The sequence below is a fragment of the Plantactinospora mayteni genome (assembly GCF_016862935.1).
GTDB classification, from domain to species: Bacteria; Actinomycetota; Actinomycetes; order Mycobacteriales; family Micromonosporaceae; genus Plantactinospora; species Plantactinospora mayteni.
This window is the reverse complement of sequence record NZ_BONX01000009.1, coordinates 99,569-118,657: the sequence shown is the minus strand read 5'-3', so window position 1 is coordinate 118,657 and position 19,089 is coordinate 99,569. Positions and strand designations below refer to the sequence as shown.

The following is a 19,089-nucleotide window of genomic DNA, read 5'->3' as shown; positions in this document are numbered from 1 at the left end:
CTCGACCGCGCAACCCTCGGAGCCCAGCCGGCCGGCTTCCGCTCGGCGGCGCCACCCTCGGGGCGGGCGCTCGGCCCCGCCGGTCGGATCCCGCTCGGCCGTGTCGCGTTCAGAGCCTGAGGCGGGCGGCGATCGGCAGGTGGTCGCTGCCGGTGGCCGGCAGCGACCACAGGTCGGCGACGGTCGCCGACCGGGCCATCACCTGGTCGATCCGGGCGACCGGCAGTGCCGTCGGCCAACTGAACGGAAAGGCCCGGCCAGTCGACGGCAGCAGTGCCCTGACCGGCGCCAACCCCCGGTCGTGCACGGTGCTGTTGAGGTCACCCAGCAGGATCACCGTGCCCAGCCGCTCCGTGTCGAGCACCCCGGCCAGCAGCCGGGCACTCTCGTCGCGCCGCGTGGTGCCGAACCCGTCCGGCAGGCCGATCCGCACCGACGGCAGGTGCGCCACGTAGACGGCGACGTCACCGCCGGGCAGCCGTACGGTGGCCCGCAGCCCCCGGTTCCAGTCCGGGCCGAACCCGGTCGGTCTGATGTCCAGCGGCTGGTCGTCCAGCAGCGGATACCGCGACCAGAGGCCGACGGTGCCGTGCACCGTACGGTACGGGTAGTCCCACCCCAGCGCCGCCGCGTACGCCGACAGCGCCGGCTCGGTCAGTTCCTGCATCCCGATCAGGTCGGGCCGGACCCGGGTCAACGCGTCGGCCGTACCCGCCGGATCGGGATTGGTGTCGCTGACGTTGTGCTGGACCACCGTGATGTCCCCGACGGAACCTTCCTCAGGCACCAGCTCCGCGCCGAATAGCCCGAGCCAGGCGGTGGCGGGCAGCGCCAGCGCGACCAGGGCGGCAGCGGAGCGGCGCAGCAGCGCCAGCACCAGCAGTACCGGAACGGCGGCTCCCAGCCAGGGCAGGAAGGTCTCCAGCAGGCTGCCCAGCCGGCCGAACCCGTTGGGCAGCACGGTGTGCCCGATCAGCAGCAGGCTGACCAGCAGCGCCAGGGCGGCGGGCAGCCAGCCGCGTCGCCAGGCCGACCGGCCGGGTCCGTCGACGCCCCGGTGCCGCCACTTCGGCCGCCACCGGACCGCCGTCGCAACGTCGTCCACCCGGTCGAACCCTCCCACACCACGGCCACCGGCCAGTGGCCCTCCGCGCTGGACCGCCGGCCGGAGCGGCCGTCCGAACAGGACGTTGCCGACGTCGGCCGCCTACCGTACCCGGTCGACCACCGTCACCGTCCCAGCGGCGCCGTCGACGGTGACGAGCTGACCGGTTCTGATCGTATCGGTGGCGCCGGGAACACAGATGACGGCGGGAATGCCGTACTCGCGGGCCACCGTCGGGCCGTGTGCCATCGGCGCGCCGGTCTCGGTCACCAGTCCCCCGGCGGTCAGGAACAGCGGCGTCCAGCCGGGATCGGTGGTCGGGGCGACGAGGATCTCGCCGGGCTCGACGTGTGCGGTCGCCGGGTCGTGCACCACCCGGGCCGGGCCGGTCGCCGTGCCCGGCGCCGCGCCGACCCCACGTAGCGCGCCGGGAGCCGCCGTGGCCGGAGCGAGCACGGCCTCGACGTCGGTACCGTCGGAGAGCACCGAGACCGGTACGTGCCGGCGGCGCAGCTCCCGCTGGTACGTCGCCCGGCGCTCCGCCACCAGCGCCCGCTGGTCACCCCCGTCGCGTACGGCGGCACGTGCCTCGTCGAGGGTCAGGAACATGATGTCGTCGGCCTGCGCCAGTTGCCCGGCGTCGACCAGTTCCGCGCCGACCAGCAGCAGTTGCCGGCGGCTCTCCCGCAGCGGATACAGCCCGGCGAACTTGCCCGACTCGCGCAGCCCGGCCAGCACCCGCGCCCGGCGCAGCAGGAATCCGGCGATCCGGCCCCGGACGGGTCGGCGGCGACGGGCCCGGGCGACGAGTTCGGCGAGTGCCGCCTCGGCCTCGGCGGCGGCCTGGGCGAACCGCCGGTCGGGGGCCTGCTCCGGGTCGGTGACCCGCAGGTAGTTCGCGATCGAGGCGAGGATCGGGGTCGGGTCCTCGGCCCAGCGGGGTACCCCGAGGTCGACCTCGGCGGCGGCCCGGTGCCCGTATGTGTCGAGGAACGCCGACAGTCCGATCTCCGGCAGGGTGCCGGCCCGCCACCGCGCGGCGAGTTCGTCCGGCGGGGTCGTCGAGAGCAGCTCGCGGTGTGCGCTGGCCCGCTCGGCGAGCCGCCACAGCGCCAGGTCCATCTCGATGGTGACGTTGTGCGGCATGCCGCCGAGTACGGTGTGGATCTCGGACTGGCTGGCGATCCCCTTGAGTAGTTCGGCCGGCAGGGCGGTGGTCAGGATGCCGGCCACGATCGGCCAGATGATCCGGTCGTACCGGGTCGACGGGTCCTGGCCCGCGACGAAGTCCAGCCGTTCGGCGGCGGTACGCAGCCCGGCCGGCGCGGCGGCGGCCCGCTGCCGGAGCTGCTCGATCTCCGCGAACAGCCGGGTCCGGGTCGCCTCGGGCCGGGCCAGCGCACCCACGATCCCGGCGACCGCCCGTGGCGCGCTGCGCAGGGCCGGGCCGAGGCCACCGCCACGGTCGGACCGAACACCGGGCGCGGGCGCGAACCGGGGGTCGGTCAGGATGTGCGCGACCACGGCCTGGGCGCGCGGGCCGAAGTCCACCGCCATCAGCTTCACCAGCCGTTTGCGGGTCGCCGGGTCGCGGACCAGGTCGGTCAGGTCGCCGTAGAGGCGTCCGCCGATGTCGACGATCTCGGCCCTGATGCCGAAGGAGCCGAGGATGCCGGCCAGGATCTCCCGCAGCGCGGACATCCCCATCGGGGTGACCGGGCGGAGCATCCCCTGCACGTGCCCGAACTCCAGGTAGATCCGGGGTTGCGGCCGGTCGGTCGGCGGCGGCAGCGGGAACAGTGTGGTGATCGGCCGGGACTGGAGCAGCCAGAGTACGCCGTCGGGGTCGATCGCCCACTCGATGTCCTGCGGTGCGCCGAAGTGGGCCTGAACCCGCTCGCCGGCCCGGTGCAGCTCGGCGAGCTGGGCGGGGGTGAGGCAGCCGCGGTCGTCGTAGCGGGTGCCGTCGAGGACGTAGTGGTCGGCCGGGGCGGTGCCGTCGACCACGGCGGTGCCGAGCCCGGGTGCGGCGTCGACCACCATCTGGGTACGGCACCCGGTGAGCGGGTTGGCGGTGAACAGCACCCCGGCGACCGTGGCGTCGACCATGCACTGCACCACCACCGCCATCCGGACGGTCCCGCCGTCGATGTCGTTGGCCTCCCGGTAGGCGACGGCCCGTTCGGCGTACAGCGAACTCCAGCACTTGGCGATGGCGTCGTGCAGTGCGTCGACCCCGGTGACGCCGAGGAAGGTGTCCTGCTGGCCGGCGAAGCTCGCGTACGGCAGGTCCTCGGCGGTCGCGCTGGACCGGACCGCGACCGGCCCACCGCCCAGCGCCCGGTACGCCTCCGCCACCTCGGCCTCCGGGATCGTGCCCCGGTCGTGCGCGGCGGTGGTCAGGCAGAACCCGGCCGGAACCCGCTCGCCGATCCGGATCAGCTCGCCGAGCCCGGCAGCCTTGCCGCCGACCAGTTCCACCAGGCCGGCGGACGTCTCGACCAGCGCGATCACGTTCACCCGAGGCTCCCCTCAATTTTTTCCAATACGACTGCAACGTAACCGGCTCGGTGATCCCATGTCAATACGACTGCAATGTAATGTGACGGGGTGCCCAGGAAAGCCGACCACGTCGCCCGCCGCCGGCAGCTCGCCGACGCCCTGATGCGGCTCGCCGCCAGCCAGGGCCTGGAGGCGGTCAGCCTCCGGCACGTGGCGGCCGAGGCCGGGGTGTCGACCGGCATGGTGCAGCACTACTTCCGCACCAAGGACGAGATGATGACCTTCGCTCTCGACATGGTGATGCGCGACGCGCAGGAGCGGATCACCGCCGAGGCCGCTGCCGCCGGCCGGGCTCTCACCCCCGCCGAATTCGTCCGGACGCTGATGATCCAGATCCTGCCGCTGGACGAGCCCCGACGGCTCGAAGGACACGTCACCCTCGCCTTCCTCGCCTACGCCGCCGTCAAGCCGGCCATCGCCGAAGGGCTGCGCGGAAGCACCGACCAGATGCACACCTTCCTCGCCGGCCAGATCCGGGCGGTGCAGGCGACGACCGGCACGGCAGCACGGGTCGACCCGGTGCACGCGGCCACCGCGCTGCTCGCCCTGGTCGACGGGCTCGGCATCCACGTCCTCAGCCAGCACTACTCCGGCGAGCAGGCGGTCGCCGCCCTCGACGCCCACCTCGGGCTGCTGTTCGGCTCCACACCGGACCCGCCCGCCAACATCCCGCCCGCCGACACCACCGTCGACCCGCCCGCCGGCATCGGTTGACCGGCGCGGCACCGTCGACCGGCCCGGCCGTACAGGCCGCCGCCGGTAGCCCCGTACGCTACGACCACACCCGCGCCGCGGACGGACGGCGCCGCACGAGGGAGGCCGCCCGGTGACCACCCGTATGGCTGTGTTCGGAGCCGGCTCCTGGGGTACCGCCTTCGCGATGATCCTCGCCGACGCCGGCTGCCGGGTCACCCTCTGGGGACGGCGCCCCGACATCGTCGACGCCGTCAACCGCACCGGCACCAACCCCGACTACTTCCCCGACATCCCGCTGCCGGCCGGCATCACCGCCACCACCGATCCGGCGCGGGCCGCCGACGGGGCCGAATTCGTGGTACTCGCGGTGCCGTCGCAGACCCTGCGGGCCAACCTCACCGGCTGGGCGCCGCTGATCGCCCCGGAGAGTGTGCTGGTCAGCCTGATGAAGGGCGTCGAACTCGGCACCGCCAAGCTGATGAGCCAGGTCGTCGCGGAGGTCACCGGCGCCGGCCCGGACCGGATCGCGGTCGTCTCCGGCCCCAACCTCGCCCCCGAGATCGTCCGCCGCCAGCCCGCCGCCAGCGTCGTCGCCTGCCGGGACGAGGCCGTCGCCCAGCGCCTCCAGACCGCCTGCCACACCGGCTACTACCGCCCCTACACCAACACCGACGTGGTCGGCTGCGAGATCGGCGGCGCGGTCAAGAACGTCATCGGGCTGGCGGTCGGCATCGCAGGCGGCCTCGGCCTCGGCGACAACACCAAGGCGTCGCTGATCACCCGTGGCCTGGCCGAGACCACCCGGCTCGGGTTGGCGATGGGCGCCGACCCGCTCTCCTTCGCCGGCCTGGCCGGCATGGGCGACCTGGTCGCCACCTGCTCCTCGCCGCTGTCCCGCAACCAGACCTTCGGCACCAACCTCGGCCGGGGCATGACGGTCGCCGAGACGGTCGCGGCGACCCGGCAGACGGCGGAGGGGGTCACCTCCTGCGAGTCGGTGCTGGACCTCGCCCGCCGGCACGACGTCGAGATGCCGATCGCCGAGATGGTCGTCGACATCGTCCGAGGTGGGAAGTCGCCGCAGGTCGCGGTGAAGGAGCTGATGGCCCGCTCGGCGAAGCCCGAGCGTCGCTGAGCCCTCCGTCCCGTACCACCTGTGGTGTCAGGTCCGGACGCAGAGGTAGCCGGCGTAGGTGGCCGGGTCGCGGCTCGGGGTCGCCTCGACGATCCGGAAGCCGGCCCTGGCCAGCATCGGTTCGAGCAGCCAACTGAAGGTGCTGTGCTCGGTGCGGATGTGGGTGGCGAGTTCGACCCGGGTCCAGCCGTCGGCGCTCGACCCGGCCGCCCGCGTCAACCAGGTCTCGAACTGCTCCGCCACCTGGGCCGGGTCGAAGGTGTAGACCAGGTCACGCAGCAGCAGGATCCCGCCCGGCCGCAGCATGCCGGCGACCCGGGTCAGCGCGACCGCCTTCCAGAAGTCCGGTAGCTGGTGCAGCGCGTGCCGGCTGTAGACGAGGTCGGCCGGCGGGCCCTGGTGGGCGTAGCTGAGGAACCCGGCCCGGACGACCTCGACGTTGCGCAGTCCGGCCCGCTGCGCGCCGGCCCCGAGCCGGGTCAGCATCGCCGCCGAGACGTCCACCGCGACCACCCGCCGGCAGTGCGGCGCGGCGGCCAGGGTGAGCCGGCCGGTACCGGCGCCGAGGTCGACGAGGGTGGCGTCGCCGTCCAGCCCGTGCCGACGCAGTAGCTCCAGGTCGGCCTGCGGGTCGTGGCCGGCCTTGCGGTCGTAGCCGTCGACGTACGCCGGGTCGAGGTGCTCCGGCCCGGCGTACGCCAGCTCGTCGAGCCACCAGTCGGGGTGTTGCACGGTCATCCGTCTCCTCCATCCCGCATCGGCCCCGGGGTGCGGCGCCAGTATCGCCGCTCCCGGCGCGGCAGGGCACCCGTATTTGTCCCGCCGGCCGCCCCGCCACCACCGGGGACGGCCGGCACTAGACTTCCCCGGCGATGGACGCGCAGAACCCCACCCCGGAGCCGCCGGCCGAGACCCGGCCCTGTGCCCACTGTGGACGGCCGGTACCGCAGCGGGCGGCGGCGGGCCGACCGTTCCGGTACTGCCGGGACAACGACGGCGCCTGCCAGCGGGCCTCCCGTAACCAGCGGATGCGGCACCGCAACGCACCGGGGCTGGCCGGTCAGGTGGCCCGCACCTGGGAGGTGGTCGACCGGCTCGACCAGGTCAGCGAGACGCTCGCCGAGGCGCTGCACGCCGAACTCTCCCCCGCCGGGGTGGAACGCCAACTCGCCGAGGTACGGGCCGAGGCGGCCAGCCAGATCGCGGCGGCGCAGACCGAACGGGACGAGGCGCGCCGGGAGGCCGAGACGGCGGCGATCACCCTGCACCAGGCCGAGCAGGCGGCCAGCGCGGCGGTCGCCGACCGGGCCGCCGCCCGGGAGGAGTCCGAACGGGCCACCGCGACCGCCGAGCGGGCCAGCGCCGAGACCGCCACCGCGCTCGCCGCCCGGGACACGGCCCAGCAGGCGGCCAGCGCGGCGGCCGCACTGCGTACCCAGGCCGAGCAGGACCGCGACGCGGCCCGCCGGGAACTGCGGGCGCTGCGCACCGAGGCGGACGCCGACCGGCGCCGGTCGGCCGAGCTGACCCGGGAACTCGCCGAGGCGGCCCGGGACCGCGACTCGGCCCGGGCCGAGTCGGAGCGGGCAACCCGGTCGGCGGCCGAGGCGGTCGGCCAGGCGGAACGGTTCCGCGTCGCGGCGGCCGAGGCCCGGACCGCCGCCGAGAACGCGGCTGGGGAGGCGGCCAGGTTCCGGGCCGAGGCGGAGCGGGCGGCGACCAACGCCACCCAGGCCCGGTCCACGGCCGCCGCCGCCGGCGCCGACCTGGAGCGGACCCGGACCGACCTGCGGGCCGCCCGGGACACCGCGACCACCGCCGAGGCCCGACTCGGCGCGCTGACGGTACGCCTGTCGGCGGCGGAAGCCGACCGGGACGCGGCCCGGGAGCGGGCCGGTCAGCTCTCCACCCAGGTCAGCGACCTCGCTGCCGCGCTGGCCGGGCTCACCGCCCGGGCCGTCGCCGACGCCTCGAACGGCAGCCCGGCGCCCGCCGGATCCCGCACCGCCGGACCGGCCCCCGAGCCGTGACCCACCAGGGCTCCGACTCTCGGACCGGACAGCCGGACCAACACGACATATCCCGGCAATTCAGCACCTTCACCGGTGATCTCGATCACCACTGAGGAGATCCGGCTACGCTCGGAGCGTTTGACCACTTGTACGTTTCTGCCGGCGGCGGGAATCGCCCACCCGGCACCTGTCGTTACACCGATAAGAACAAGCACCACGACCGAGGGGAAAGCCGATCATGGGCGAGCGCATGCTGCGCGGGAGCCGTCTGGGAGCAGTCAGCTACGAGTCCGACCGCAACACCGAGCTTGCCCCGCGACAGACCCGAGAGTACCTCTGCGCCAAGGGCCACCAGTTCGAGGTGCCCTTCGCCGTCGATGCCGAAGTGCCGATGACCTGGGAATGCAAGTTCGACGGCAGCGTCGCCCGGCTGGTCGACGGCAGCGAGCCGGAGCAGAAGAAGGCCAAGCCGCCGCGTACCCACTGGGACATGCTGCTGGAGCGCCGCTCGATCGCCGAACTGGAGAGCATCCTCGCCGAACGGCTCGAAGAGGTCCGGACCCGGCGCGGCCGGGCCTGACCGCGCCGCCGGCAGACAGCACGCCCACCGCCCCCACGGCGACGCCGTGGGGGCGGTGGGCGTCTCCGGCACCACCAACCGGGCCGGTGTTGGCTCCCACCCCGGGCACCTTCTTGCGATCGGGATGCCCGTCGCAGCACGGCGCCGATCCCTGCCGTCCGTCACTCCCGGGGACGTCATCCGCGCGATGGCGCCGTTGCTGGCCTGCTGGCCGTGGGCACTCCCGGCAGCGCCGCTGCTTGCTGGCCGTCCGTCACGCCGGGAGCCCGTCGTCGCGCCCCGGGGAGGATCAGGGCCGGCGCGGCTCGACGATCTCGCCCTCGATCGCGCCACCCGGGGAAGCCGGCGGCGGCGGCGCCCCACCTGGCGCGGCCGGCGGCGCAGTGGCCGCATCGGCGGGCCCGGGACCGGCGTCCGGTCGCGGCTGACCCCGCCGGACCCGCACCCGGCGCGGCCCGAACAGGTCCCCGGCGACCTGGGCGGAGACCCGCCGCTCGGCCACCCGCTGCACCTGCCCCCGGACCAGCCGGCGCAGCAGCGGCACCGTCAGCAGCAGCCCGACCACCCCGGTGACCAGGCCGGGAATCGCGAGCAGCAGCCCGGCGAGCAGCCCCACCAGCCCGTCGCTGACCTCGCTGCCCGGCGGCCGGCCACCCTCGACGGCGGCCCGCAGCCCCCGCCAGGCACGCATCCCCTCCCGGCGCAGCAGGGCCAGCCCCAGTAGCGAGGCGACCAGCACCAGCAGGATCGCCCAGCCGAACCCGATCCACCGCCCGAGCAGCACGAAGACCGCGACCTCCACGATCCCGGTCAGCAGCAGTGCCAGCGGTACGAACCTCAGCCCTCGGCGCATGTCACCCCATCCGGATGTCGGGCCCACAAACCCCGTACGTCCAGCATGACACGCCGTCGGTCACGGCCAACGGAGCCGCTGGTCGCCGGTACCGTCCCGGCGTGCCCGGCCCGGCGCCACCCGCCGATCCGCCACCGACCAGAGCGTCACCCGCCACAACGCCTCGCCGATGATCACCGGACTCATCTTGCTCGTCCCCCGCTCCCGCTCGGCGAAGGTGATCGGCACCTCGACCGTACGCAGCCCGGCCCGGTGCGCCCGCCAGGAGAGCTCCACCTGGAACGAGTACCCCTGCGAGGCGACCGAGTCGAGATCCAGCCGAGCCAGCGCCGGCACCCGGTACACCCGGAACCCGCCGGTCGCATCCGACAGCGGCATCCCCAACGCCACCCGGGTGTAGAGGTTGCCGCCCCGGGACAGCAGTTGCCGGTGCCACGGCCAGTTCAGCACCTGGCCGCCCGGCGTCCACCGGGACCCGATCACCACGTCGGCGTCCCGGGCCGCGTCCAGCAGCCGGGGCAGTTCCTCCGGGGCGTGCGAGCCGTCGGCGTCCATCTCCACCACGGCGTCGTAGCCGTGCTCGGCCGCCCAGCCGAACCCGGCCACGTACGCGGCGCCCAGGCCCTGCTTGCCGGGCCGGTGCAGGACGTGCACCCGGGGGTCCGCCTCCGCCATCCGGTCCGCGATCGCCCCGGTGCCGTCCGGGCTGTTGTCGTCGACGACCAGGATCTCCACCGGTGGCGCCGCCCGGTGCACCCGGTCGACGATCACCCCGATGTTGTCGGCCTCGTTGTAGGTGGGCACCACCACCAGCACCCGGCCCACCCCCGGATAGCCGTCCCCGTGGTCATCCGCTCCGAACGACTCATTCACCGCTCCTCCGCATCCGCCGGGTCGCCGGCCGTCGCCGTACCGACCCCGGGAAGCGGACGCCGACGACGGGTCAGCGTCGCGGCGGCGAGCGCCGCGACCGCCATGGCCAGCAACGCCACCTCCGGCCACAGGCCGACCCGGGTGGCGACCGTACGGGCCTCCCCGAGGTGCATCTGCCGGGTCACCACCGCCCTGGTGTTGAACCCGGTCGCCCCGGTTACCCGCCCGTCGGCCCCGACGAACCCGGAAACACCGACCGTCGACGCCATCAGCGCCTCCCGGCCGTGCTCCACCGCCCGCAGCCGCACCATCGCCAACTGCTGCTCGGCCTCCGCCACGTTGAACGTGGCGTTGTTGGTCTGCACGACCAGCACCTGCGCCCCACCCGTCACGGTGTCCCGGACCACCTCGTCGTAGGCGACCTCGAAACAGATCACGTCGCCGAGGGTCACCCCGCCGACCCGCAGCACCCCCGGGTCGGTGCCGGCGACGAAGTCGTTGCGGACCCGGTCGACCTCCTTGCTGACCATCCGGGCGATGTCCCGCAACGGCACGTACTCGGCGAACGGCACCGGATGGCGCTTGACGTACATCTGCGACCCGTCCAGGCCGGTACCCGGCAGCCACACCAGCCCCGCGTTGCGCACCTGCCCCTCGTCCGGGCCGAGTAGCACCGCACCGACCAGGATCGGCGCCCCGATCGCGTCCGCCGCCTCCGAGATGCGCTGCCCCGCCGACGCGTCGCGGGTCGGGTCGACGTCGCTGGAGTTCTCCGGCCAGACCACCAGGTCGGGCTGCTCCGCCTCGCCCCGCGCGACCCGGCCGGCCAGCTCGATGGTGGCGTTGACGTGGTTGTCCAGTACCGCCTGCCGCTGGGCGTTGAAGTCCAGTCCCATCCGGGGCACGTTGCCCTGCACGATCGCCACCTGGGCGGTCTCGGAGCCCGCCCCGGCCAGCGGCACCAGCAGCCCGCCAGCGACCAGGGCCGCCGCCCCGGCGACGAACCCGGCCCCGCGCAGCCAGCCGGCCACCGGCAACCCCCGCCAGGGCCGCCACACCGCCGCGACCAGCAGCCCACCGGCGACCGCCACCGCGAAGGTGACCAGCGGGGCACCCCCGTACGCGGCCAGCCGCAGCACCGGCGAGTCACCCTGGCTGAACGCGAGCCGCCCCCACGGGAACCCGCCGAACGGGGTCCGGTCGCGCAGCGCCTCCTGCGCCACCCACAGCACCCCGGTGACCAGCGGCCACGACCAGCGGAACCGGTCCACCAGCCGACCGGTGAACGCCAACGCCAGCCCCAGCAGCCCCAGATAGGCCGCCTGCAACCCGGACAGCAGTAGCCACGGCACGTAACCGGTGTAGAGATTCGTCCAGCTCAACATCGGCAGGAACAGCGCCAGCCCGGCGAGGGCGCCGAGCCCGAACCCGGCCCGCATCCGCCGCCGGTGTACGGCCACCGACAGCAGCGCCACTCCGACCGGCGCCAGCCACCAGACCCCGTACGGCGGGAACGCCAGCAGCAGCACCAGCCCGGCGCCGACCGCGGCCGGCAGCGCCAGCCACAGCGGTACGGGTCTTCCGGCCGGCTCGGCGGGCCGGTCCCCACCCTCGGCAGTCTCCGTCGGCTCGGCCGTGTCCACCACTGTCACGCGCGCCTCACGTCTTCTCCCACGCCACCGGCCCCGGCGCCGGTGCGACCCACGCGGAAGGCTACCGGCCCGGCCGCCCGCCCCGGCAGTCGCGCCGGTTCTGCGCCGACCCAGCGGCACAAACCCGCCCGGAACAGTCGAAACGCCCGCCGGGGGAATCGCGGGCAGGTCTCGGCGAAGACGTTCCGGCCGGCGTCCCGGGCGCCGCGACCTGTTCGCCTCGCGGCGCCGGAACGAAAATCGGGGCGCGGCCGACAGGCCACGCCCCGATGCTCCCAGGCCCTCCCCGGCCGGTGTGGTAGGGCACCGCAACACGACCTTCGGACCGACCTGACGTGAACTGGCTGTTCCCGTCGGGCCGTTGTCTACTGGCCGCCTGCAAAACCCTGCCCGAGCACCGGTAACCGCAGCCGGTTCGCGCCGCCCCGCCGACCCCCGCCCGCTGGACCTGGCCGTTGCGACGACACGAACACATGCCGCTCGGCCAGCGGACGAAGGGACGAAGCGAACAACAGCCGCTTCCCGTTGTAGGACTCAAAGACGGTACGTGGTACCCCCCGGGCACTGTCAACCGCCCCCCGGCCAGTCGTCCCGTTCGATGCGGCGTGTCGGATCCGGCGCGCCGCGCCGCCCCCGGTTCGCCTCCCGTTCGCCGGCCGGACACGCCCCGGTCGACGAATCAGCCGGCCAGCAGGTGCCGGCGCAGCAGCCCGGCCGCCGCCACCGGATGCGGCTGCGCCAACAGCCCCGCCGCCGCCAGCACGTACGTGACGTCGACCACCGTACGGGCGGCCCGGGGCAGCGGCCAGCCGCCGGCGTGGTCGGTCAACACCCCGTCGAGTACCCCGGCCGCGGCCACCGGCTCGGCGTGCCGGAGTACCCCGCCGGAGCCGACCAGCAGCCGTACGTCCCGCAGATCCCGCGCCGGCTGCCCGGCCGCACCGCCACCCCGGGCGTGCCGGCGTACTGCCAGTACCGCGGCCAGGGCGGCGATCTGACGCTCGGCCGCCCGCTCCGGGTTGTCGACCACCAGCCGGCCCGGTTCGGCCGCCAGCATCGCCGCCAGCGTCGCCAACGGCCCCTCCTCGGCCGGTGACAGCAGCCGCTCGGCCAGCGCCGCCCGCACCACCCCGGGCGCGCTCCACCGCATCCCGAGATCACCCTCGACGGTCCGGGCCCGCCACAGCATCCCGGCCGCCGGTTGCCCCGGACCGCCGGCCCGCTCGTCCGGCACCAGCACCGAGTACACGTCGGTGGTGGCCCCGCCGACGTCGACCACCAGCAGGTCACCGCCGAGCTGGTCGGCGAGCGACTCCACCCCGGTCAACACCGCGTCCGGGGTCGCCGCCCGGACCAGCCCGGCGAACCGGCCACCCCGGGAGAGCCGCTTGCCGCCGATCACGTGCCGCAGGAACACCTCCCGGATCGCCGCCCGGGCCGGCCCCGCCGCCAGTACGCCGATCGACGGCAGCACGTTGTCGGCCACCGTCACCGGCACCCCGCGCCCGGCCAGCAGCTCCCGGACCGCCGGGGCGGCCACCGCGTTCCCGGCCACCACCACCGGCACCCGCCAGCGGGCCCGGGCCAGCCGGCCGGCGTTCGCGGTCAACACCTCCGCGTCCCCGCCGTCGGTCCCGCCGACCAGCAGCAGCACGTCCGGCCGGGCAGCCCGCAACGCCGCCAGCCCCGCCCCGTCGAGCCGGCCGGCGCCGACGTGCACCACCCGGGCCCCGGCCGACAACCCGACCTGGTACCCGGCCCGGGCAGTGACCAACTCCTCGTAGCCGAGTACCGCCAGCCGCAGCCCGCCACCGGCCGACGAACAGACGTACCAGGGCGCCGACGCCGCACCGGACAGCCCGGCGGTCGCCTCGGCCACCGCCGCGTCCAGGCCGTGCAGCACGTCGGTGCCGACCGTGGTCCGACCGGACGCCGAGGCCAGCAACGTGCCGTCGGCGAGATCGACCACCGCCACCTTCGTCCAGGTGGAGCCGACGTCGGCGCAGACCGCGTACGAGGTCACCGCTACCAGGGCCCGCCATCGGCCGGCGCTGGCAGCGGACCGCCCGCCGCACCAGCGGCTTCCGACTCGGCAGCCGCGGCCGGGACCACCACCGTGCCGACGGCGGTCACCGCCACCAGCGGCGGATCGAGTACCTCGGCCGCCGACTCGCCCCGGTCCGGCCGGCCCCGGCACACCACCCGGCACTCGAACTCGCACGTGCGGCTCCGGCTGCCGACCCGGGTTACCGTCGCCGCCACCTCCAGCACGTCCCCGGCCCGGATCGGCGCCTGGAACCGCACCTCCGCGTAGCCGGCGAACAGCCCCTCGTCGCCGTCGGTCCGGATACACACCTCGGTCGCCACGTCACCGAACAACGCCAGCGCGTACGCCCCGTCCACCAGGTTGCCGGCGTAGTGCGCGTGCGAGTACGGCACGTACCGGCGGTGCAGCACCGTCAGCCCCAGCCGTGGATCCGCCGCCCCGTCAACTCCGGTCATCCGCCCACCCCTTCCGTTCCCCGCCCCGCTGACCGATCCCGATCACCGGGTGCCGCCGTCGCTCCGGCCGCCGCCCGGGCCGGTCCCGCCGCGCCGCCGGCCACCAGCCGGTGCACCAGATAGCTGGCCACCTCACCCGGCGTGGTACCCCGGCCGAAGATCCGGTCCACGCCCAGCTCGCCGGCCATCAACTCGTCGAACCGGGGACCGCCGACCACCAGCAGCGGACGCCGGCCCACCGGCATCGCCTCCCGGAACGCCGCCGACATCTCCCGGGTGTTGTGCAGATGCGCGTCCCGCTGCGTCACCACCTGCGACACCAGCACCGCGTCCGCCCGCTCCGCCCGGGCCGCCGCCACCAGGTCCGGCACGCTCACCTGGGCGCCCAGGTTCGTCACCCGCAACTCCCGGTAGTACTCCAGGCCCTTCTCTCCGGCGATCCCCTTCACGTTCAGGATCGCGTCGATTCCGACCGTGTGCGCGTCGGTGCCGATGCACGCCCCGACCACCGACAGCTTGCGGCGCAGCCGCCGCCGGATGAGGCCGTTGACCTCCTTCGCCGACAGCAGCGGATAGTCCCGCTCCACCACCCGCACCGCCGACAGGTCCACCAGATGGCTCACCCGGCCGTAGACGACGAAGAAGGTGAAACCGTCACCCATCTGGCGGGAGTGCACCAGCATCGCCGGGTCCAGCCCCATCTTCGCCGCCAGTTGCAGCGCCGCCCCCTCCGCCCGCTTGTCGTGCGGCACCGGCAGGGTGAACGACACCTGCACCATCCCGTCCCCGGTCGCGTCCCCGTACGGCCGCACGATCGGACCGCCGCTCACGATCCCGCCTCCAACAGCTCCGTCGCCGGGTTGTAGTAGTCGTCGGCGTGCGCCGCCACCCCGTCCAGGCCACGACCCCGATCCGCCGGCCGCTTCGTGATCCCGAACGTGCCGTCCGCGATCGCCGGCAACAGCCCACCGTCGACGATCCGCTCCAGCAACGCCACCGCCTCACCGAGCACCGTCGCCGCCCGCCGCTGGATGAACCCGCCCGGCGCCGGCACGAAATCCTCGTGCAGCCCGCCGGCCGCGCCCAACACGTACCGGACGTTCTGTAGGGCGAGGTCCCGGTCCGACAGCCACGGCGTCACCACCGCCTCGGTCATCATCCCCACCAGCAGGATCCCCTGCCCGGTCATCGTCCCGACCAGATTGAAGAACCCGTCCAGCAGATTGCCCCGGAACACGTCCCCGGTCATGTGCCGGGTCGGCGGCATCCACTTCAACGGCGCGTCCGGGAACAACTCCCGGGCCAGCAGCGCGTGCGCCAACTCCAGCCGGAACGACTCCGGCAGATCCGGGTCGATCTCGAACGCGTGCCCCAGCCCCAACTGCGCGTCCGGCAACCCCGCCTCGTGCGCGAAGTACTCGTTGAGCAGCTGCGACACCGTCACCGTGTGCGCCTCGTCGACCGCGTCCGCCGTGGTCAGATAGTTGTCCTCACCGGTGTTGATGACGATCCCGGCCCGGGCGTGCACCTGCCGGGAGAACCGCTGGTCCACGAAGGTCCGTACCGGATTGATGTCCCGGAACAGGATCCCGTACATCGAGTCGTTCAGCATCATGTCCAGCCGCTCCAGGCCGGCCAGTACCGCCATCTCCGGCATGCACAACCCGGAGGCGTAGTTGGTCAGCCGCACGTACCGGCCCAACTCCCGCGACGAGTCGTCCAGCGCCGCCCGCATCAGCCGGAAGTTCTGCTGCGTCGCGTACGTGCCGGCGAACCCCTCCCGGGTCGCCCCCTCCGGTACGTAGTCCAGCAACGACTGCCCCGTCGACCGGATCACCGCGATCACGTCCGCCCCGGCCCGCGCCGCCGCCTGCGCCTGCGGAATGTCCTCGTAGATGTCGCCGGTCGCCACGATCAGATAGATCCACGGCCGCTGACCCGGATCGCCGTGCCGGCGTACCATCCGATCCCGCTCCGAACGACGGCGGTCGATCCGGCGCAGCCCGACGCCGACCGCCCGACGCGCCGCCGCCCCGGCCGACCGCGCCGCCCGGCCCGCCGGCACCTCGAACCGGACCGACCCGGCCGCCGCCTTCTGGGCCAGCAACGTCACCGCCGCCCCGACATCCGAACCCGCCGGAATCGGCACACCCAGCTCGCGCCGCAGCGCGTCGAAGACCGGCACCGCCACCCCGTGCGCCAGACCGACGTCCGCGACCACCGCGTCGACCAGCCGGTTCACCCATGGAATCCCGTCCGGATCCGCACCGGTCACCCCGGCCAGCCGCAACACCGCCCGCTCCACCGACACCGTCGTGTGGCCCCGGGCCAACTCCACCACCGGCTGCCCGGCCCGCCGAGCCAACTCCCGGGCCCGGCCGACCAACACCGGATCCAGCGCCAGCTTGCCACCCGACCCACTATCCCGTGCCATCGGCGACCCTCCACCATTCCGTCACGACGCGTCCTCCCCGTCGTAGATCACCGAACCGCGCAACACCGTCCGGCGGCACGTCGGCAGCGGCGTCGGATCGTCCGGCCCGCGCTCCTCCGGGCTCGCCGACACCAGCACCGGCAGCCCACCGTCCACCCCGGCCGGCGTCGACCAGACCGCGAACGTCGCCGCCGCACCCGGCACCAGCATCCCCTCGGTCAGCCGCGGATCCCGGCCACCCGCGCCCGCCGGCACCGCCCGCCAGCCACCCCGGGTGTGCGCCGCGAACGCCGCCCGCACACTCATCCGCTGCGCCGGGTTGAAATGCGCCACCGCCGCCCGCACCGAACCCCACGGATCCAACGGCGTCACCGGCGAATCCGAACCGAACGCCAGCGTCACCCCCACCCCGTGCATCGCACCCATCGGATTCGACTCCAACGACCGCCGCACACCCAGCCGCGACGCGTACATCCGCTGCTCACCGCCCCACAACCGGTCGAATGCCGGCTGCATGCTCGCCACGATCCCGTACTCGACGAACCCGGCGATCAGCCGCTTGTTCATGATCTCGGCATGCTCGATCCGGTGCCGAGCCGCCCGCAACCGGTCCACCCCGAGCACCTCGGCCGCACCGGAAAACCCGGACAACACCGTGTCGATCGCCGCGTCCCCGATCGCGTGGAAACCGCCCTGCACCCCGTGCGCCGCACAGTCCAGCAGATGATCCCGTACCTGCGCCGAGGTCAGATAGCCGTGCCCGCACGCCCCCGGCTCACCGTCGTCGTACGGCACCGACACGTGCGCCGTACGCGCCCCCAGCGCCCCGTCGGCGAACAGGTCACCACCGGCGCCGACCGCACCCAGCTCCCGGGCCCGCTCCGCACCCATCAACTCGCCCCAGTAGCCGTACACCTCCGGACCCTCGACACCGGAGAGGCCGAGCAGAGCCGTGAAGTCCGCCTCGCTGGAGATCTCCGGGCCGCCGCACTCGTGCACCGCGGCGATCCCCAACGACGCCGCCCGGCGCAACGCCACCCGCTGCGCCGCCCGACGCTGGGCATCGGTCACCGAGCCCAAGGCCAGCTCCCGCACCACGTGGTGGGCGTCCCGGCGCAGCCACCCCGACGCGTCGTAGCCCGCCGCCCCGGCCACCTCCGGCACCGCCGCCAGCAGCGCCGACGAGCAGAGCGCGGAATGGATCGACGCCTGCGCCAGATACACCCGCCGGCCGCCGGCCGCCCGGTCCAGCTCCGCCGCGTCCGGTACCCGCCGGTCCGACCAGCCCGACTCGTCCCAGCCGTGCCCGAGCAGCACCGCGTCGGCCGGCAACCCCGCCGCGAACCCGGCGACCGCCGCGCAGACGTCGGCGGCCGAGCGCGCCCCGGACAGGTCCAGCCCGGACAGCGCCAGCCCGGTGTCGGTGGCGTGCACGTGCGCGTCCACGAACGCCGGGGTCACCAGGCCGCCGTCCAGCTCCACGACCCGGTCGGCCGCCGGGGCGTCGGCGTCGGTGCCGAGCCAGTCGATCCGGCCGTCCCGGACCAGCAGCGCGGTGGCCTGCGGATCGGCCGGGCAGTAGAGCCGGCCGCCACGGAAGAGAGTCGAGGGGTTCGTCATGGGATCAGTCTGCCGCCAGCCGGTCCGTGAACAGCGCGCGCACTCCGGGCACCGTACGCAGCAGCGACAGCGCGTACTCGGCGTGCCCCGGCAGGTAGCCGTTGCCGATCAGCATCGTCACGTCGGCGGCCAGTCCCTCCGCGCCGAGCGCCGCCGAGGCGAAACTCGTCGCCATCGAGAAGAAGACCACCGTCCCGCCGTCGGCGGTGGCCAGGATCGCCCCGTGCTCACATCCGGGCACGTCGACACAGACCACCGTGACATCCGCCGGCCCACCCAACGCACCGGTCACCGCCGACGCCAGCGCCACCGGATCCCGGGCGTCGGCGAGTACCACCTCGTCGGCCAGCCCGGCGGCGACCAGCCGGTCCCGCTCGGCCGGCACCGGCACCACCCCGACGGTCCGGCCGGCACCCGCCTGCCGGGCGGCGGCCAGGGCCAGCGAGCCGCTCTTGCCGGCCCCGCCGAGCACCGCCACCGCCGGGGCGCCGTCCGCCCGCCGGGCGGCATGGCCGCGCACGGTCCGGGCGGTCAGCGCCGGGGCACCGCAGACGTCGAAGACCGCCAGGCTCAGCCGGGGGTCGAGGTCGTCCGGGAGTACGGCCACGATCGACCTGGCGAACAGGATCGCACGCCCGGCGCACGGTACCTGCTCGGAGCGGCCGTCCCAGTCCGCCAGGTCGTCGGTGATCGCCAGCGGGGTCAGGGTCAGCGACACCAGCGTCGCCACCCGGTCGCCGGGCTTGACCGGCAGCGGTGACTCCGGTCCCACCTCGGCGACCGTGCCGACCAGCATCCCGCCCGAACCGGTGACCGGATTCTGCATCTTGCCGCGCTCGCGGATGATCTCCAGCACCTCGGCCCGGACCGCCGCCCCGTCCCCGCCGTGCTTCTCCGACAACTGCCGGAAGCTCGCCGCGTCCAGGTTCAGCCGCTCCACCCGGATCCGGACCTCGTCGGCGGCGATCGCTCCCCGGGCGTCCAGCCGGTACGCCGCCTGCGGCAGCACCCCGGCCGGCTCGACTACCCGGCGCAGCCCGACCGCCGACGTCACCGCCACACCTC

General features: G+C 74.4%; 14 protein-coding genes and 2 pseudogenes. 4 read left to right on the top strand and 12 right to left on the bottom strand.

Features of this window, described 5'->3' with window-relative positions; translation table 11 throughout:
• Positions 1-109: 109 nt before the first annotated feature.
• Both Pma05_RS08830 and Pma05_RS08825 read right to left on the bottom strand, forming a co-directional pair.
• A complete protein-coding gene (locus tag Pma05_RS08830) occupies positions 110-1,105 on the bottom strand; it encodes an endonuclease/exonuclease/phosphatase family protein (RefSeq protein ID WP_239311994.1) in 996 nt (331 codons plus the stop codon).
• A gap of 102 nt (positions 1,106-1,207) precedes the next feature.
• On the bottom strand, positions 1,208-3,625 hold the full coding sequence (locus tag Pma05_RS08825) for a PEP/pyruvate-binding domain-containing protein (RefSeq protein ID WP_203856833.1): 2,418 nt from the start codon (positions 3,623-3,625) through the stop codon (positions 1,208-1,210).
• Between the two features lie 90 nt (positions 3,626-3,715).
• Here Pma05_RS08825 and Pma05_RS08820 point away from each other — a divergent pair, with 90 nt between their 5' ends.
• Complete coding sequence (locus tag Pma05_RS08820; RefSeq protein WP_203856832.1) at positions 3,716-4,381, top strand: TetR/AcrR family transcriptional regulator; 666 nt, start codon at positions 3,716-3,718, stop codon at positions 4,379-4,381.
• A 112-nt stretch (positions 4,382-4,493) separates the two neighbouring features.
• A complete protein-coding gene (locus Pma05_RS08815; protein ID WP_203856831.1) occupies positions 4,494-5,498 on the top strand; it encodes an NAD(P)H-dependent glycerol-3-phosphate dehydrogenase in 1,005 nt (334 codons plus the stop codon).
• Positions 5,499-5,525: 27 nt separating this feature from the next.
• Here Pma05_RS08815 and Pma05_RS08810 read toward each other — a convergent pair whose 3' ends face one another.
• A complete protein-coding gene (locus Pma05_RS08810; protein ID WP_203856830.1) occupies positions 5,526-6,236 on the bottom strand; it encodes a class I SAM-dependent methyltransferase in 711 nt (236 codons plus the stop codon).
• A 134-nt stretch (positions 6,237-6,370) separates the two neighbouring features.
• On the opposite strand from Pma05_RS08810, the gene Pma05_RS08805 reads away from it, so the two are divergent.
• Entirely contained in the window at positions 6,371-7,528 is a 1,158-nt protein-coding gene (locus Pma05_RS08805) for a coiled-coil domain-containing protein (RefSeq protein WP_239311990.1), read from the top strand.
• Between the two features lie 220 nt (positions 7,529-7,748).
• Positions 7,749-8,090 carry an RNA polymerase-binding protein RbpA gene (locus Pma05_RS08800; protein WP_101366032.1) on the top strand — a complete coding sequence of 114 codons (342 nt, stop codon included), beginning with the start codon at positions 7,749-7,751 and terminating at the stop codon, positions 8,088-8,090.
• Between the two features lie 289 nt (positions 8,091-8,379).
• Here Pma05_RS08800 and Pma05_RS08795 read toward each other — a convergent pair whose 3' ends face one another.
• The 9 genes and pseudogenes from Pma05_RS08795 to kdd form a co-directional block, all read right to left on the bottom strand.
• A complete protein-coding gene (locus Pma05_RS08795; protein WP_203856829.1) occupies positions 8,380-8,943 on the bottom strand; it encodes an FxsA family protein in 564 nt (187 codons plus the stop codon).
• Positions 8,944-9,003: 60 nt separating this feature from the next.
• A complete protein-coding gene (locus Pma05_RS08790; protein ID WP_239311987.1) occupies positions 9,004-9,816 on the bottom strand; it encodes a polyprenol monophosphomannose synthase in 813 nt (270 codons plus the stop codon).
• Positions 9,813-11,588 (bottom strand): apolipoprotein N-acyltransferase, encoded by a 1,776-nt coding sequence (lnt, locus tag Pma05_RS08785; RefSeq protein ID WP_372441442.1) that lies wholly within the window; start codon positions 11,586-11,588, stop codon positions 9,813-9,815. The genes Pma05_RS08790 and lnt overlap by 4 nt, the downstream gene beginning before the upstream one ends.
• Positions 11,589-12,147: 559 nt before the next feature.
• On the bottom strand, positions 12,148-13,491 hold the full coding sequence (locus Pma05_RS08780; RefSeq protein WP_203856827.1) for a glutamate mutase L: 1,344 nt from the start codon (positions 13,489-13,491) through the stop codon (positions 12,148-12,150).
• Positions 13,492-13,562: 71 nt separating this feature from the next.
• A pseudogene (kal, locus tag Pma05_RS08775) lies at positions 13,563-13,970 on the bottom strand (3-aminobutyryl-CoA ammonia lyase); the annotation flags it as partial.
• Between the two features lie 101 nt (positions 13,971-14,071).
• Positions 14,072-14,803 (bottom strand): annotated as a pseudogene (gene kamE, locus Pma05_RS08770) (lysine 5,6-aminomutase subunit beta); the annotation flags it as partial.
• Positions 14,797-16,404, bottom strand: coding sequence for a lysine 5,6-aminomutase subunit alpha (gene kamD / locus Pma05_RS08765; protein WP_203856824.1), 1,608 nt, complete (start codon positions 16,402-16,404; stop codon positions 14,797-14,799). The gene kamD and the pseudogene kamE, both read right to left, overlap by 7 nt.
• 21 nt (positions 16,405-16,425) lie before the next feature.
• Positions 16,426-18,024 (bottom strand): amidohydrolase, encoded by a 1,599-nt coding sequence (locus tag Pma05_RS08760; protein ID WP_203856823.1) that lies wholly within the window; start codon positions 18,022-18,024, stop codon positions 16,426-16,428.
• A gap of 4 nt (positions 18,025-18,028) precedes the next feature.
• Entirely contained in the window at positions 18,029-19,078 is a 1,050-nt protein-coding gene (gene kdd, locus Pma05_RS08755) for an L-erythro-3,5-diaminohexanoate dehydrogenase (RefSeq protein ID WP_203856822.1), read from the bottom strand.
• Positions 19,079-19,089: the final 11 nt, after the last annotated feature.